Raw genomic sequence first — 17,151 nt, forward strand, 5'->3', positions numbered from 1 at the left:
ATGAATACCGCCCCAGGCTCCGCCAGCACGCTCCAAGACATCACCGGATGCATGTCTGATTACAATCCCAATGCCCTTACAGTCCAACAGGCGCAAGATATCATGCGTGCCTATGTCCAGCCCGTCTGCGGAATGGAAAAACTCACCGTACGACAGGCCTTGGGGCATGTACTGGCTATTGACATCATTTCCCCCATTAACGTGCCAGCCCACGACAACTCAGCCATGGATGGCTATGCCTTACGGGGCGAAGATATAACAGACAGCGAAGAACTGAAACTGAAGGTCACAGCTACTGTCCTGGCAGGCGCAGAGTTTACCAGTACAGTCGAGCCCGGAGAATGTGTGCGCATCATGACAGGCGCACTCATGCCTGCGGCTTGCGATACGGTAGTCCCGCAGGAATTCACGACAAAAATCAGCGATGAAGAAATCAGAATAAGCGCAGGCAGTTTGCGCGCAGGCGACAATCGCCGCCTCAAAGGTGAAGATCTGGCCATGGGCACAATCGCCCTGCATAAAGGCAAGATACTGACACCAGCCGACCTTGGACTGCTTGCCTCTCTGGGCATCCCCGAAGTCAGCGTCCAGAGACGATTGCGGGTGGCTATTTTTTCTACTGGTGATGAATTGCGCTCTTTGGGCGAAACACTGGAAAGCGGTTGTGTGTATGACAGTAATCGCTACACCCTGTATGGCATGCTGGTGCGCATGGGTTGTGAGGTGCTGGATATGGGCGTGGTTCAGGATAATCCCGACGCACTTGAAGCAGCGATGCGCAGTGCCTGTGAAAATGCCGATGCCATCATCACTTCAGGAGGCGTCTCTGTTGGCGATGCTGACCATACCCGCCAGTTGATGAACAGGCTGGGCGAAGTTGCCTTCTGGAGCATCGCCATGCGACCTGGCCGCCCCATGGCTTTTGGCAAAATCGCGTCGGCAGGCAAAACTGCCTACCTGTTTGGCCTGCCGGGTAACCCGGTTGCCGTCATGGTTTCTTTTTATTTTTTTGCGCGCCAGGCTTTGCAGCAAATGGGCGGAGCAGAAATAACACCCTTACCCATGTTCAGCGTCAAATCGAATGCAGATATACGCAAACGGCCAGGGCGCACAGAATACCAGCGCGGCATATTATCCATACGTGAGGATGGCGAGCTCGGTGTCAGCATTACCGGCTCACAGGGCTCCGGCATTTTGCGCTCCATGTCAGAAGCCAATTGCATGATTATCCTGCATCATGAGCAAGGCAATATAGCTGCTGGCGAAAAGCTCAGCGTGCTGCCATTTGCAGGTCTTATCTAAAAGATACAGTCACAATTGTATAGAAATCGTAACAGCTTACGGCTTGACGATAAAAATAGGGATAAGCAAAGTAAAATACTGCCATTTACTTACTTTTGGAGAACAGTTTGAAAGCGACATCATGGCTCTTGGGTGCCTGTGCATCTATCGTATTACTTAGCGGCTGCGGCGGGTCCAAGTCAGACACGGCTGCCGTTATTCCATCCGTGACAAAAGTCACAACGGATCAGGTCGTCTACCGCAAGGTGACCAATTTCACGATTACCGGCCAAAATCTGGACAAGGGCTATAACGCCAGCATCCCCGCCTGTCTGACTATTACAGAATTGCCAGGTGGCACGGCTACCCAGCGTGTATTGTCCTGCAAACTGGTTGGCGTTGGCTCAACGACTTACTCCATTACAGCGGCAAATGGCACGACTCTTTTCTCCGGCCTGGTCAACCTGACGCTGCCAGCACAACCACAAGTCACGATGACAACCAGCATGGGCACGATAGTCATCGAGCTCAATCCTGGCAGAGCACCTATTACTGTCGATAATTTCCTGAACTATGTGGAAAATGGATTTTATGTAAATAAAATATTCCATCGCGTCATCAAGAGCGCTATCGTCCAGGGTGGTGGCTTCACGTCTGATTTGCAACAACCGACAACACTGCCAGCCATCAAACTGGAAACGCCAAATGGTTTGAGCAACCTGCGCGGCACCATCGCCATGGCACGCACCTCAGACCCTAACTCTGCTACAGCCCAGTTCTACCTGAATGCCGCTGACAATACCGGTTTTGATGGCCTGACTGCTGGCACAGGTTATGCCGTATTTGGCAAGATTGTGACTGGACTGGATATCATGGACAAAATCAATGTCGTGCCAACTACAACAGCTGGTGGCATGTCTGATGTACCTGTATCACCAGTCTTCATTAATTCGATGGTACAAACACAATAACATGCTATGCTGCATTCAGCAGCGCTCATGAACTTTGTAAAAAACAGGAGCCTCGTGCTCCTGTTTCACTTTTTGGGATGGAGTAAAGATGAAAAAACAATGGCAAGCAATCCTGTTGGCGACCGCGCTGACAACCATGGCTATCGGCAGTGTATCTGCCGCCGACGCATCCAAGAAAGCATCGGCTAGCGCTGCTGTTGCGGCAACGTCTGCATCTGCGGCGGCATCGGCTTCAGCATCGGCCAAAACCGAACTTCTGGATTTGAACAGCGCGACAAAAAAAGAATTGGCGACCCTGCCTAAAATTGGCGATGTACGCTCAGATGCAATTATCAAGGGGCGTCCTTACAAAGGTAAGGATGAATTGCTTAGCAAAAAAATATTAACCGAAGATGTTTATAACGGTATAAAAGATATGGTGATCGCCAAACAAAAAACTGCTGAGAAAAAATAATCATGTAGCCCCATGCAGTGTCTGTAAAATCTGTTTACAGACATTGCATAAATTAGCACTCAATAACACTGAATAGCTTGCCCTTGATCGTGTAGCACTTTGCCGTGACAGTGAGGTTCTATGTCAAGCAGGTTTTTACATCTTATTTCATGCATCAGCATGCTCAGCCTGGCAACACAGGTGCATGCTGCAGATGACGACAGCAAGCCATTTACCATCAGCGGTTTTGGCACACTGGGTGTCGTTCATAGCAACACCCGTAATGTAGATATCGTCCGGGATCTGACGCAGAATGACGGTGTTGGTTACACCAGACAAACTGATTTTGGCATGGACTCCAATTTTGGCCTCCAGCTCAACAAGAGCGTCAGCGACAATATCGACACAGCCCTGCAAGTTGTCAGCCGTAGATCTGCAAACAAATTCCAGCCTGAAGTCACCTGGGCATATGCCCGCTATGTTCCCAACGATAATCTGCAATTGCGTGCAGGCCGCCTTGGATTTGATGTCTATCTGCTGGCTGATTCACGCAATGTAGGCTATACCTATCAATGGGTAAGACCTCCCATTGATTTCTTTGGCAGCCTGATCATTTCCTATTTCGATGGCGGTGACATGGTGCTTTCTACACCACTCAGCGGCGGCATATTGCGGGCCAAAGTCTTTGCGGGTGTAGCCAGGGAAAAAACTTCAACAGGGAGCCCGGATGAATTCTTGTCCCTGAACCGTTCGCGCCTGCTCGGCGGACATCTTGAATACCAGACTTCAAACTGGATATATCGTCTGGGCTACAGCCAGCTTACATTCAAAAATGAATTCCCGCCTTTGCAGCCATTGCTGGACAACCTGCGTTCACCTTACCTGAACGCGTTTATTCCCAGTGCAGCCGGTCTGGCGAATGAACTATCACTGACTGACAATAAATTCACTTATCTGTCGGCAGGCATTGCCTATGATGAGGGGCCCTTGCAGGCTCAGCTCATGCTCAATCAACTGAGCTCGGCATCCCTACTCTTCCCCACTAACAGGGCCGCCTACCTGACTGTCGGTTATCGCATCGATCAATGGACACCTTATTTTACTTACTCGGCATCAAGGCCCGTTAACAAGAACACTGCCAGCCGCCTGCCGCTGGGCGTCAGTCCCGATATCGATATGCTCGCAGCAGCCTTCAATGACGCGATCAATAATCAATACAATCGCCAGACGACTTTCTCTCTCGGGGTGCGCTTTGACCTGACAGAAAAAAGCAATGTGAAATTGCAAGTGGATGACATCAAGACTGATGACTATTTTTTGGTCAGGAATAATCAGCCCGGATGGAATGGCAAAGCCAGGCTGATCAGCATTGCCTACAATTTCATTTTTTAGAGAAAATGATGAAAGCCCTTTGCCATCTTATCTTGTGTCTTGGTTTCTGGGGCTGTTGTCATGCAGCACAGGCTGATTTGGTGGTGATTGCCAATCCACAAAGTGGCATAGAAAAATTGAGCAAGGATGAAGTCATCAACCTGTATATGGGCAGAAACCGCAAACTGGCATCTGGCATGAATGCCATGCCGCTGGACATGACGGCAGCCAATACCGAAAAGGCAAAGTTTTACGCATTACTGGTCAATAAAAACCTGCCTGAAATCAATTCTTATTGGGCGAGATTGATGTTTTCTGGCCAGGGCTCGCCGCCCATGCAGGTAGAATCGGCAGATGAGGTAATGGATATCGTCAGCAGCAACAAGGCTGCCATAGGCTATATAGAACGGAAGAAGCTGGATAAACGGGTCCGAATGATCTATGATCCCACACAATAAGTGATTCCTGCATGTTAAGACTACTACGTACCAGCATCGTTTATCGCAGCGCATTCATTGTGCTTGGTATTGCCCTGCTTGTAGGTATATTTTTTGCACTGCTCAGCTATCACTTCTCTGCACAATCTGAACAGGAACAGGCCCGCCAGCGCATGCAGGCATCGTTAAGCACGGTTGAAAATACCGCCAGCATAGCTTGCTTTGTACTGGACCAGAATCTGGCAGGAGAACTCGCACGCGGCTTATTAAAGAATGGCGATATCAGCCGGGTGCAAATCATTTCAGAAGGTAAAGTCCTTGCCCAGGCTGACAAGAAACCGGTCAAAGGCAGCGATCAATCCGCGCTTGCCATACTGCCCGGTATCAGCCCGTCCAATCAACTGGTGCATGAAGTTTATTCTCCATTCAATCCCAAGGAAAAAGTCTGTGAAATTCACCTGGACCCCAACATTGATTTCATCAGGGAACAGAGTACAGCCAAGGCCCGCTTCATCGTCTATCTCTTGTTATTACAGGCGCTGGCCATGGCTTCTGCAGTGGTGTATGTCGTACTGACCATGATTACCAGGCCGATTAAAAATATATCAGACCGCCTGCATACCCTGGCACCAGAATCCGGTGACAAGCTGGGCCTGCCAGATGGCAATGAAAAAGACGAAATCGGTCAATTGGTACGCGACGTCAACACCCTGGTCGCCAGCCTTCTAAAGACACTCAATGAAGAAAGAACCCTGCGCATACAACATGCGATAGGTGAGAAAAAATTCCAGACCATTTTTGAAAATGCAGAAACCGGCATTTTCCAGCTCAATTTTTCTGGTGAACTGCTTTCTTACAACCCTGCCTTCCTGCGCATGTTCAGTCTTGACGATCATGGTGGCAAAGACATTATTGCGAATGCCCTGACTTCATTGCTGGAAGGCCAGGAATTACGCTTGCATCTAATGATCGATGCGGCCATTAATGAAGCCAGGATCATGTCTGACGACTTTTACATACAACTGGCAAGCTCAAGCAGCAAGAAGTGGATCAATCTCGTCATCAGCCCGGCCGAAGACGGCATACTGCAAGGCCTGGTGAATGACATTACCGAACGCAAATCGCAGGAAGAAAGTGCCAATCAACTGGCGGTAACCGATCATTTAACCGGTATCAACAATCGCCTGGGCTTTGAAAAAGAAATCAGCCGCCTGTCCAGGGAATATGCCAATGGCAATGCGCAGGGCTTTTTCCTGCTCATGATAGATCTGGACAAATTCAAGCAAGTCAATGACAGCCACGGCCATACTGTTGGTGACCAGGTACTTGTACACTTTTCACGCCTGGTCAGCAATACGGTCAGAAGATCAGATTTCATTGCCCGCCTCGGCGGTGATGAATTCATCATCCTGTTAAAAGACCTGACATATCTGGAAAAAGCAGAAGAGATTGCTCAAAAAATCATTACCCTGGCCAGCCAGCCTATCGTCATCAATGAAACCCTGTGTGTGCAAATCGGTGCCAGCATAGGGATCAGTTATACCGGCCCAAATGAATTTGATGCCAATGATTTACTCCGTCAAGCCGATGCCGCCATGTATGAAGTCAAGCGCAGCGGTAAAAATGCCTACCGCGTTGTCCATCTTAACAGCAGCAAGCATCAACAGGCAAATGACTCTATTTGATCTTCCAGCATTTCCATGACCACCATCTGGTAAAGCAGATTGGGCTGCAAGCTGATTTCCAGGGCGCAGGTATAAGTCAGCTTGATCACATGGTCGTCATTGCTTTCTATTGCCCTCTCAAACAAATCCGACCAGGAGCAGAGTTGCCTGTGTTTTACGCGCATGCGGCTTTCATACGCGGATTCCGGCACGAGCTTTGGTGCACCAACAGAGACGTAAGCTGCGCATAGCGCTACCCATAAATCTTGCAGCCTGCTGAACAGTGTTTTTTGATCGAGATAAAGCAGGACCTGTCTTGCCGCATTGACACCTGTGACTATGTGCAAGATCGTAAAGTCCCTGGTTTGTCCATAAGCTGAAATCGCCCAGAGCGCCAACTCATCCAAGAGATTTTCGGTGACAGGCATACCCGGTAAATTTTGCAAAAATTGCTCATCATTGACGACTGCACGCATTTTCTCTGCAATCATCCTGCCTGGATAGGTTTTGCCTCTCATGCCTTGCGATAACTGATAAAAACCAGAGGCAACCAAGCTGGCTGCTGGTCGCGCTTTGATATCGATGCTGATAGCAAAGTTCGCGGCAACCAGTGCAGCGAGACTGGCAGCTATTTCCCCGTCATGCTCAGCTTGCAAACCATAGGCCAGCCGTATCAGTGCATGAAAGGCTGTTGTTGCGGGAGCGAATGGGACTATGGCCAATACTTCCCTGATGACTTCGCCTTTTCCTCGCTGCGCAATACGAATGGCAAAGCAGGATTGCAGGTCAGCAAAATGGTCTCTCTTGCCAAGGTAAGCCTGAAAGTCTTCGTACCTGATGGTTACAGCGGGAGGCAAGGCTGGCAAGGCATAAGTATCGCGCCAATGCGCAAAGAATTCCTGCAAACGTCTGTCACTCGCCCCCATGCCGGCAAGTGCGCACAAGGCCATGGGACAGTGGTTGGTGGTTCCTTTGCCATTCAGGGCGAACTCGCTGTTCTTGTCCAGCAAGTCCTTAAGAATCACATTACTGCACATCGCTGTTGTTGAAGCCGTCATTTGCACTCTCCATCGATAGTTGATGTGTTGTAGTATGCAAGTTCAAGTTAACTTGAAGTCAAACACTTTTTTACACATTGGAGTGAAATGATGGCTGATGCAAACAATACAAACCTGATCAGCATAGGTGAACTTGCCAAACGATCAGGCATCGCCGCCAGTGCTTTGCGCTTTTATGAAAGCCGTGGTTTGATTACCAGCGTGCGCAGTCCGGCGCAACGCCGCCAATTCCCGCGTGAAGTATTGCGCCGCGTTGCATTTATCAAGGCGGCGCAAACAGCAGGGCTGACACTGGAAGAAATAGAAAATAGTCTGGCTACCCTGCCCGGCCAGCGGACGCCGACAAAGCAGGATTGGGAAAAGCTGTCAAGATCATGGCATGCCCTGATAGAAGAGCGCATCAGGTCATTGACAGCCTTGCGTGACCAGCTAAGTTCCTGTATAGGCTGCGGCTGCCTGTCGCTCAAATCCTGCGCGTTATATAACCCACAAGACATTGCCCATACCAGAGGTACTGGGCCGCGTTATTTAATGGGGGATAAATCTTCAAACCTGGTTTAATTAGGTCAAAGCATCTTTATTCAGTATCTGCATCACCAGCATCAATACTGGTGCCCAGCAAGCTTTGCGCAGTATCAGCAGGCAGGGCTTCGACGCTTTTGAGTTTCCGCGTCATTTGCCGTGTTCTGACTTCTGCCTGATCGATATTTTTTGCCGCTTTTTCCAGCGCGACTTTGGTGGCGGTCAGTACATCGGCAAATTTGCCAAACTCTGTCTTGACCGCTCCGAGTACTTGCCAAACTTCTGATGAGCGCTGTTCCAGTACCAGGCTGCGGAAACCCATTTGCAGGCTGTTCAGCAATGCCGATAAAGTCGATGGGCCAGAGATGGAAACACGGCAAGTGCGTTGCAATTCATCAGCCAGGCCAGGCCTGCGCATGACTTCTGCGTACAGGCCCTCTGTCGGCAGGAATAGGATGGCGAAATCCGTCGTCAACGGTGGTGAAAGGTATTTCTCGGATATGGTTTTAGCCTCAAGGCGTATCGCCCTCTCCAGCTCTTTGCCAGCCTGCGCTACCCCTTCTGCATCGGCACGTTCTGCGGCATCGATCAGGCGCTCATATTGCTCTTTGGGGAATTTCGCGTCGATGGGCATCCATACAGGGGCCCTGTTTTCTTCCTTGCCTGGCAGCTTGATGGCGAATTCCACCCGCTCGCCTGAACCGGGTACGGTTTCTACATTTTTGGCATACTGGTCTGGCGTCAGCATTTGTTCCAGCACCATTTCCAGCTGCACTTCGCCCCAGGTGCCACGGGTTTTCACATTCGTCAACACGCGTTTGAGGTCACCGACACCTATCGCGAGTTGCTGCATTTCACCCAGGCCCTGATGCACTTTTTCGAGACGGTCAGAGACCAGCTTGAATGACTCTCCAAGTCGCTGTTCCAGCGTCGCATGCAGTTTTTCATCGACAGTCTTGCGCATTTCTTCGAGCTTGCCTGCATTGTCTGCCTGCAATTGCTGAATCTTTTGCTCCAGCGTTGCGCGTATTTCATTCATGCGCTGGGCATTTGATTCTGTCAATGCAAGCAAAGTTTGATTCAGGCTGTCACCAAAGCGCTTCAGGCTTTGACCTTGCTCGTCACGGGCGACCTGTCCTTGCAGGATGAAAGCCTGCCTGAATTGCTCCAGTTGCTGGGCATTGGTTTCATTGAGTTTCACCAGTTGCTGGGAGAATGCATCGATCTGGTTATTTTGCAGCGTTGCCACGCTGGTCAACTGGGCGGCCAGGTTTTGCTGTAACTGACCAAAGCTGCCAGCCAGTTCCTGGCGGCCAGTCTGGGCTGTCAATTGCACCTGTTCTCTCAATGCGCGTTCACTGCGTTCCTGCGTCATTTGCGACTGCAATGATTGTTGTTGAGTCTGGCGCAGTTGCTCCTGTATGGCGAGGATGCCACCCACGTCTTGACCATCTTTCTTGCGCAGCAGTAGCACAATATTCAAGACAACGGCCAGCGCAGCCAGCAAAAGTATCAGTACCTCAAACAGGCTCATAGAAAAATATTCAGGTGAAAAGGGATTTCAAATTGCGAAGCCTGGAAACTCAGCCAGGGCGGTTACGCATCCAGTCAGCGGTCTGGTAAAACGATTGCATCAAATGCTGCTGCAAATCTTCGCTTACGCCGACATCCTGCATAGCCCAGGCCATGCAGCGCAACCATTGATCGCGCTCGCTGCTGGCGATGGCATACGGCAGATGGCGTGCGCGCAGGCGTGGATGACCGAACTGTTCTATATACAAATCAGGGCCGCCCATCCAGCCAGACAAGAACCAGTACAGCTTGTCGCGTGACCCATCCATGGGATTGGGATGCAGTGCGCGTATGCCGGCAAATTCTGGTTCCAGCTCCATCAAATCATAAAAGCGGTCAACCATTTCACGCAGTTTTTCTGCGCCGCCCAGCAATTGATATAAATTGACCTGGGCTTCTTCATTATCTTCAACTTCAGTATTCATATCATTTATTACTTAAAGTGCTGGCCTGGCCTGATTCACCCATAATTGCACTGCAGGTCTTTGCCATTGCTGAGCTGCGAACCTAGCTAATTTTTCAGGTACATGGTCGCCATGCAGGGCCAGACGATTAATCATCAAGGCGAGATCAAGATCAGCGACAGACCAGTCACCAAAGAGGTTTTCAGCACTATCTGATATCAATGATTCACCCACCAGGAATAATTGCGCCGCTGCTGCTTTGGCAGCGTCAGACAGAGGCTCCAGCTTCTTGCCATAGAAGATGACCTGGGTATTGCGCTCTACCCGTATAGGCATCAGGGCGCTGCGTATCCAGGCTTGCACCTGCCTTGCCCTGGCACGGGCGTGCGTGTCTTTGGGATAAACAGCCTGCTGTGGAAATACTTCTTCCAGGTACTCGGTAATCGCTGAAGATTCAGACAGAGCAAAACCATTATGCGCCAGGGTAGGCACGCGTTGTGTCAGCGACGTAGCGGCATAGTCGGGCGCATGCTGGGCATCAGCTTCCAGGTCTACCGTCAGCAAATCAAAGTCCAGGCCTTTTTCATGCAGGGCGACGAATACCGACATCGCATAAGGGCTGGTAAATTGTGAATCTACATACAGTTTGATGTCTTGTTTTTGCAAGATATATCCCTTCAAATTAATTCAGTAATACGCTGATATCAAGCTTCGCGCAGGCTTTGCAGAGGCGGCTGATTCAATACATTACGCAAACCCAGCCAGCCGCCGACTACGGCGCAAGTAGCACCAACAACCAGGCCCGCCAGCCACACCAGTGGCGAGAAAGTCCATTCAAAATTGAAACTGAAACGTGCCAGTGCCCAGCCTATGGCTGATGCACCAGAAGCTGCCAATACACCAGACAAGCCACCTATCAGCAAGAATTCTATCCACTGCGCCTGTGAGAGTTGTTTGCGGGTTGCGCCTAATGCACGCAAGAGCGCTGCCTCTCGCATGCGTACATCTTGAGAGCCAGCCAGCGCCGCATATAACACCAGCACACCAGAGGCCAGCGTGAACAGGAACAGAAATTCTACTGCCGTAATCACCTGGTTCAGCACATCCTGCATTTGCTTGATCATGGCACCCACATCCACCACGGTCAGATTAGGGAAATCACGCATGAAGCGATTGACGAAATTCTTATCTGTTTCAGGCAAACGGAAAGCCGTGATCCAGGTTTGCGGCATATCGACCATGGCTTTAGGATTGATGATGACAAAGAAGTTCACCCGCATCGAACCCCAGTCCAGCTTGCGCAGGCTGGTGATGGTTGATGTCACTTGCTGACCTGCGACATCAAAAGTCATCTTGTCACCCAGCTTCAGCTTCAGGGTTTTGGCTATGCCCTCCTCCACCGACGCCTCGGCTTCTGTTGCCTTGCTATCGTCATACCAGCGACCAGCAGTGATCTTGTTCAGGGCAGGCATGTCAGGCATGGTCGATAAATTGAATTCGCGATCGACCATGCGCTTGGCCTGGTCTTCTACATAGGTGTCGCCAGTGATCTGCTTGTCATTCAAGGCAATCAAACGCCCGCGTATCATCGGATAAAGCTGGGGCTTGCCAAAGGCATCCAGTTGCTTGGCAATATCTGTTTTTTGATCTGGCTGTATGTTGATGACAAACTGATTTGGCGCATCTGCCGGGGTAGCTTTTTTCCATGCAGTGATGAGGTCACCGCGCACTACAGTCAACAGCAGCAAGGCCATCAAACCCAGAGCAAGGGAGACGACTTGTACGATAGTCGCGCCAGGCCGCCTTTGCAAGGCAGTAATGGCAAAACGCCAGGCAGAATGTGCGAATAATGTACGCATGCGTTTGAGTGAAAACATGCCCAGCCAGGCAACCAGCGCGAATACCAGCAAACCGACCAAAAAGCCTGCCGCAGTCATTAAGCCCAACTTGATATCAGCCGTTTGCCATAACAACAAAGCCACGAACATGCCAAGGCCACAGGCATAAGTCACTAGTGTCATTGCCTTGGGTGCATCTTGCTCACGTCGTATGACGCGGTTATGTGGCACATTACGCAGTTGCAAAATCGGTGGCAAGGCAAAGCCTACCAGCAGCAATAAACCTGTGGCGATACCCTGCACGGCTGGTAAGAAATTCGCATCTGGCAAATCCTTGGCGACCAGCTTGCCCAACCATTCGAGCAAGACATAATGGCCTGCATAACCCAGCAGCACACCAGCGAAACTGCCCAGCAAACCCAAAATCAGGAATTCAATCAGATACATGGACATGACCTGGTTTTGCGTCAGTCCCAGGCATCGCAACATGGCGCAGGCATCCAGATGGCGCAACATGAAGCGGCGCGCTGCCATGGCAATCGCCACTGCGGCCAGCATGGCTGACAACAGACTCACCAGCGACAGGAACTGATCTGCCCTGTCTAGCGTGGCGCGCATTTCCGGGCGGCCTGATTCAAGTGACTCCAGGCGTATGCCTTTGAGTTTTTCACTTTCTATTTTGCCCTGCAGCTCTTTTTGATAGGCAGCGATCAATTTGGCATCGCCCGCCATGAGCAAACGGTAAGTTACACGCGACCCATTTTGTATCAGCTTGCTGGCAGGTATATCTGTCAGCGATATCATGGCGCGCGGTGCAAAATTCATGAAACCGGCACCACGGTCGGGTTCTGTACCTATGGTCTGGGTCACTGTCAATTGCAGCTCACCCAGCTTGATTTTTTGACCCACATTCAAATTCAGAGCAGACAGCAAGGCAGGATCTACCCACACTGTGCCTGATTGAGGGACGACATCGGTAGCAACTTCGGTTTCGCCCTTGTTTAGCTTCAGCTTGCCACGTAAAGGGTAATCTGCACTCACGGCTTTTAAAGATACCAGGCGGGATATGGCTTCATCGCCCTCGCCCGCCAGCGCCATACTCGGAAAGACTAATGTTTCTGCCGTCCTGAAGCCGCGTTTTTCTGCTTCTTGTCGCCACTCTGGCTTGATAGGCTGATCAGCCGCGACCAGCAAGTCAGCACCTAGCAACTGGTGTGCATCGCGGTTAAGGCCGCTGCGCATCCTGTCGGTAAAGAAACCGACCGAGGCCAGGGAGGCCACGGCGATCATCAAGGCAATCAATAAAAAGCGCAGCTCACCAGCACGCCAGTCACGCATCGTCATACTGAGAGAGAGTTTAAACATGGTTACCTTGCCAATACAGAAATTAAAATCGAATACACGCCAAATGCAGCACCATCAGACACCCAGACAGTAGTGCTGCAAAAATGGCTTTAGTTCAAAGTTCGCCTTGCTTTTTTACTCTTCTACCAACGCATTCGCAAAATCAGCCAACAAATCTTGGGTATCTTCTATGCCGACAGAAACGCGCATCAAAGAGTCAGCTATTCCCATCTCGGCACGACGCTCTGCCCCCATCTCAAAGAAAATGGTGTGTGCAACCGGAATAACAAGGGTGCGGGTATCCCCAAGATGCGTTGCGTTGATCGCCAGCTTCAGGCGATTCAGGTAATCAAAGCAATCAATCTCTGGTTTTAACTCAAAACTGAACAAGGCACCATAGGCCGCAAACAACTCAGTTGCCAGGGCATGCTGTGGATGATCTGACAAGCCAGGATAATGCACCGCTGCGACACGCGGGTCGGCAGCCAGCATTTTTGCCAGAGCCATCGCATTGGTACATTCCCTGTCCATACGCAGGGCAATGGTTTCTGCGCCTACTGCCACCTGATGTGCAGCTTCTGGCGACAGCGAGGCACCAAAATCACGCAAAGCCTTGGCCCTGATTTGTGCCAGACCCTGCATCTTTGCAGGCTGTTTGCGGAAGTTGGCGGCAATATTTGGAAATGCGCTCCAGTCGAACAAGCCAGTATCCGTCAAGGCACCACCCAGTACATTGCCATGTCCAGCGATGGATTTAGTGAGTGAATTGATCACCAGACCTGCATGCACAGTCTTGGGCTGGAACAGATAAGGCGAAGTCATAGTGTTATCGACCACAAACAGGATGCCTTTTTCACGGCAGAGTTCACCTATCTTTTTCAAGTCAGCGATTTGCGTGCGTGGATTGGCGATGGTCTCGACAAACACCATGCGGGTTGCTGGCGTCAATGCTGCCGCAACATGGTTTACATCAGTGGCATCCACCAAAGAAACATCAACGCCCTGACCAGCAACGGTTTGCCACAGGCTGTTGGTATTACCAAACAAGAATGAGGATGACACGACATGATCACCCTGGCGCAACAATGCCTGGAACACCGCGCCTATGGCAGCCATGCCGGTCGCAAACGCAATAGTCGACAGCCCGCCTTCCATCTTGCTGATTTTTTCTTCCAGTGCAGAGACCGTAGGATTGCCTTGACGACCATAGCGGTAGCCAGATTGTTTATTCTGGAACACAGCTGCCAGATCACGCGCATCGCTGTAACCATACATGACTGAGGTATGGATGGGCTTATGAACAGAGCCGTGCTCTATGTCTTTTTGTCTGTCGCTATGCAGGATAGTGGTGGTGAAGCCGTATTTGGGAGATTGAGGTGTCGTGCTCATGGTGCCGGAAATAAGAATAGAAAATAAAAAGCGAGTTCTGGGAGTTTAACCCAGAACTCGCTTTTTCATTCTTGTGCCGAGGCAGCAAGGCTAGTTAAATCACTCCTTCAGCAAGAAAGCCTCTATCAATTCTGCCAATTTTTCTGGCTGGTCATGGTGCAGCATGTGCCCGGCATCGAAAATCATCTCTTTTTGTAGCTGCGGTATATGTTCCAGGCGCCTGTCTATTTCCAGGCGAGCTTCTTCTTTAGGTCCCATCCAGTGCCAGACATTGGTGTCATCTGCCTCCATCCACAATACAGGCGCTGTGATTTTTTGCCAGCAGGCCATGACCTCTTCCACCCTATACAAAAGTGGGCTGGTTTGCTTGTGGGCAGGGTCCCCCAAAATCTCCCAGCAACCGGGTCTGGTTTCCCTCGCCCAATGGGCAGAAAGAAATGCCGCTCTTTCATTCGACAGACGAGGATTGGTTTTTTGCAAACGGGCGGCGACTTCTGCCTGCGAAGCATAAGTACGCAAGCCAGCCTGGTTTTCCAACTCATCCAGCCACTTCCTGTAGCGTCCTGGTGCCTGTTTGGGATGGGTCACCGGCATGCCAAAGCCTTCAAGATTAATAAACTTGCGCACGCGCTCTGGCCGCACGCCTGCATACAGACCAGCGACATTCGCGCCCATGCTATGCCCCAGCAGGTTCACAGGTTCATCCGGCGAGATATGCCTTAGCAGCGCATCAAGGTCACCCAGATAATCGGGGAACCAGTAAGTATCGACATTGGGCGATTCAGTCAATCCAAAGCCACGCCAGTCGGGCGCAAGCACTTGCCAGTCATGCTTCAGGCAATCGACAACGAATTGGAAAGACGCAGACACATCCATCCAGCCATGCAGCATGATGATCTTGGGCGCATCTTCCCGCCCCCAACTGCGCACATGGTATTGCAGACCACGGATATCAAGAAAGGACGTGCGTGAAGGCTTGAATAGAGTATTCATAAGAATTTAATATTTTTCATCTGGAAATACGGGCAAACGCCAGCCTGTACAGCGCATTATCAAGTAGCATGATACTAATGCTTCAGGGCACTTGCAGCATAAGCATACAATAGCACGACCGTTCGATTATTATAACGGAGACAGGATGAAGCAGTTGAACAAACTCAAAGACAAGACAGAAAACGATACAAAAGCTGATCAAGTTACCCATGTTGATCATTATGATCAGCTTTATCACGAATTCAGGTGGGATGTACCCAGCAATTTCAATATCGCAGAAGCCTGTTGTCACCGGTGGGCGGTAAAGCATAAACACGCAAAGAAGACTGCCATTCTTTATGAAGACAGCGAAGGCAATAGCCGCCGCCTGACTTATCAGCAACTACATGAACAAGCCAACCAGCTTGCCAATCTGCTCTTGCAGGAAGGCATACAGCGTGGTGATGTGATCGCCTGCATCTTGCCACAAAGACCAGAAACCGCGATTACCATCATGGCTTGCCTTCAAATTGGTGCCATCGTCATGCCCTTGTCCTTTTTGTTCGGGCCAGAGGCGCTGGAATACCGGCTGCAACACAGCCAGTCCATCGCCATTGTCCTGGATGGCAGTAGGATAAAGGCATTTGAAGAAATACGCAGCCGCTGTCCCGACCTGAAAACCGTCATTACCGTAGATTGCGATACCAGTGACGACATGCCACCCTGCATAGACTGGGAAACCCATGTACCCAACATGCCTGTCACTGCACACATTGCCGATACCCGCTCCAGCGATCCTGCCATCCTGATTTACACCAGCGGCACTACTGGTGCGCCCAAAGGTGCGCTGCTACCGCATTCTGCCATTATCGGTAATCTGACTGGCTTTGTGGCTTCGCAAAACTGGTTCCCGAAAGATGAAGATGTATTCTGGTCACCAGCTGACTGGGCCTGGACTGGTGGTTTGATGGATGCCTTGTTGCCCACCCTGTATTTTGGCAAACCCATTGTTGGCTACCAGGGGCGCTTTACTGCAGAAACTGCCTACTATTTGCTGGAAAAATATCAGGTCACGAATACCTTCCTGTTCCCTACCGCCTTGAAAATGATGATGAAGGCAGAGCCCAAGCCCAGGAAGAAATACAAGCTCGTCCTGCGCGCCATCATGACTGCGGGTGAGGCTGTCGGTGATGCAGTCTTCAACTGGTGTGAAAAAGCGCTGAACATCACACCAAATGAAATGTTTGGCCAGACTGAAATGAACTACATCGTCGGCAATAGCCATCAGTTGTGGCCAGCCAAACCGGGCAGCATGGGGCGGCCCTATCCTGGACACAGGGTTGCCATCATTGATGACGATGGCAAAGAAGTGGCAGATGGCGAGACAGGTGAAGTTGCCATGAGCCGCTATGATGCCTACGGCCATCTTGACCCGGTGTTCTTCCTGGGTTACTGGAAAAATGATACGGCAACCCGCAATAAATTTACTGGCGACTGGTGCCGGACGGGTGATCTGGCTACCCGCGACGCCGATGGCTACCTGTGGTATCAGGGCCGGGCAGACGATATGTTCAAGGCGGCAGGTTACCGCATAGGCCCTTCAGAAATCGAGAATTGCCTGGTCAAGCACGCGGCAGTGGCAAACGTTGCTGTGGTGCCGAAGCCAGACAAAGAACGTGGCAACCTGGTCAAGGCGTATGTGGTGTTGAGCCAGGGGTTTCAGGGTGATGATGCCCTGATCAAGGAATTGCAAGCCCATGTGCGCGGCAAACTCGCACCCTATGAATATCCGAAGGAGATAGAATTTATCGACGCCTTGCCTATGACCACCACAGGCAAGATACAGCGGCGCATATTACGGCTGCGTGAAGAGGAGCGCGCAGCAAAATAATTCA

At 50.7% G+C, this 17,151-nt stretch carries 15 protein-coding genes; 8 read left to right on the forward strand and 7 right to left on the reverse strand.

What is annotated here, in order from left to right; translation table 11 throughout:
* The 6 genes from glp (at window position 1) to UNDYM_RS14305 (ending at window position 6,178) form a co-directional block, all read left to right on the forward strand.
* Window positions 1–1,302, forward strand: coding sequence for a gephyrin-like molybdotransferase Glp (gene glp / locus UNDYM_RS14280; protein WP_162041635.1), 1,302 nt, complete (start codon window positions 1–3; stop codon window positions 1,300–1,302).
* A 107-nt stretch (window positions 1,303–1,409) separates the two neighbouring features.
* Window positions 1,410–2,252: a peptidylprolyl isomerase gene (locus tag UNDYM_RS30320; protein WP_197741900.1), complete on the forward strand. Its 843-nt coding sequence runs from the start codon at window positions 1,410–1,412 to the stop codon at window positions 2,250–2,252.
* A gap of 88 nt (window positions 2,253–2,340) precedes the next feature.
* On the forward strand, window positions 2,341–2,706 hold the full coding sequence (locus UNDYM_RS14290) for a helix-hairpin-helix domain-containing protein (protein WP_162041636.1): 366 nt from the start codon (window positions 2,341–2,343) through the stop codon (window positions 2,704–2,706).
* A gap of 159 nt (window positions 2,707–2,865) precedes the next feature.
* Entirely contained in the window at window positions 2,866–4,077 is a 1,212-nt protein-coding gene (locus tag UNDYM_RS14295; protein WP_162041637.1) for a hypothetical protein, read from the forward strand.
* An 8-nt stretch (window positions 4,078–4,085) separates the two neighbouring features.
* Entirely contained in the window at window positions 4,086–4,514 is a 429-nt protein-coding gene (locus UNDYM_RS14300; RefSeq protein WP_162041638.1) for a hypothetical protein, read from the forward strand.
* Window positions 4,515–4,525: 11 nt separating this feature from the next.
* Window positions 4,526–6,178: a sensor domain-containing diguanylate cyclase gene (locus UNDYM_RS14305; protein ID WP_162041639.1), complete on the forward strand. Its 1,653-nt coding sequence runs from the start codon at window positions 4,526–4,528 to the stop codon at window positions 6,176–6,178.
* On the opposite strand, the gene UNDYM_RS14310 is transcribed toward UNDYM_RS14305, so the two are convergent.
* Entirely contained in the window at window positions 6,154–7,215 is a 1,062-nt protein-coding gene (locus tag UNDYM_RS14310) for a questin oxidase family protein (RefSeq protein WP_162041640.1), read from the reverse strand. The genes UNDYM_RS14305 and UNDYM_RS14310 overlap by 25 nt on opposite strands.
* A 90-nt stretch (window positions 7,216–7,305) precedes the next feature.
* Here UNDYM_RS14310 and soxR point away from each other — a divergent pair, with 90 nt between their 5' ends.
* Entirely contained in the window at window positions 7,306–7,776 is a 471-nt protein-coding gene (gene soxR / locus UNDYM_RS14315; RefSeq protein WP_162041641.1) for a redox-sensitive transcriptional activator SoxR, read from the forward strand.
* A 16-nt stretch (window positions 7,777–7,792) separates the two neighbouring features.
* Here the strand turns inward: soxR and UNDYM_RS14320 are convergent, their stop codons facing one another.
* The 6 genes from UNDYM_RS14320 to UNDYM_RS14345 form a co-directional block, all read right to left on the reverse strand.
* On the reverse strand, window positions 7,793–9,271 hold the full coding sequence (locus tag UNDYM_RS14320; RefSeq protein WP_162041642.1) for a DNA recombination protein RmuC: 1,479 nt from the start codon (window positions 9,269–9,271) through the stop codon (window positions 7,793–7,795).
* A gap of 49 nt (window positions 9,272–9,320) precedes the next feature.
* Window positions 9,321–9,734 (reverse strand): group II truncated hemoglobin, encoded by a 414-nt coding sequence (locus UNDYM_RS14325; RefSeq protein WP_162041643.1) that lies wholly within the window; start codon window positions 9,732–9,734, stop codon window positions 9,321–9,323.
* A gap of 12 nt (window positions 9,735–9,746) precedes the next feature.
* Window positions 9,747–10,379 carry a glutathione transferase gene (gene yfcF, locus UNDYM_RS14330; RefSeq protein ID WP_162041644.1) on the reverse strand — a complete coding sequence of 211 codons (633 nt, stop codon included), beginning with the start codon at window positions 10,377–10,379 and terminating at the stop codon, window positions 9,747–9,749.
* Window positions 10,380–10,417: 38 nt separating this feature from the next.
* On the reverse strand, window positions 10,418–12,916 hold the full coding sequence (locus UNDYM_RS14335; RefSeq protein ID WP_162041645.1) for an ABC transporter permease: 2,499 nt from the start codon (window positions 12,914–12,916) through the stop codon (window positions 10,418–10,420).
* Between the two features lie 114 nt (window positions 12,917–13,030).
* A complete protein-coding gene (locus UNDYM_RS14340) occupies window positions 13,031–14,284 on the reverse strand; it encodes a cystathionine gamma-synthase family protein (RefSeq protein ID WP_162041646.1) in 1,254 nt (417 codons plus the stop codon).
* Window positions 14,285–14,383: 99 nt separating this feature from the next.
* Window positions 14,384–15,277, reverse strand: a complete 894-nt coding sequence (locus UNDYM_RS14345; protein WP_162041647.1) for an alpha/beta fold hydrolase — start codon at window positions 15,275–15,277, stop codon at window positions 14,384–14,386.
* Between the two features lie 145 nt (window positions 15,278–15,422).
* Here UNDYM_RS14345 and UNDYM_RS14350 point away from each other — a divergent pair, with 145 nt between their 5' ends.
* Window positions 15,423–17,147, forward strand: a complete 1,725-nt coding sequence (locus UNDYM_RS14350; protein WP_162041648.1) for an acyl-CoA synthetase — start codon at window positions 15,423–15,425, stop codon at window positions 17,145–17,147.
* Window positions 17,148–17,151 lie beyond the last annotated feature (4 nt).

Source organism: Undibacterium sp. YM2, from assembly GCF_009937975.1.
GTDB lineage: Bacteria > Pseudomonadota > Gammaproteobacteria > Burkholderiales > Burkholderiaceae_D > Undibacterium.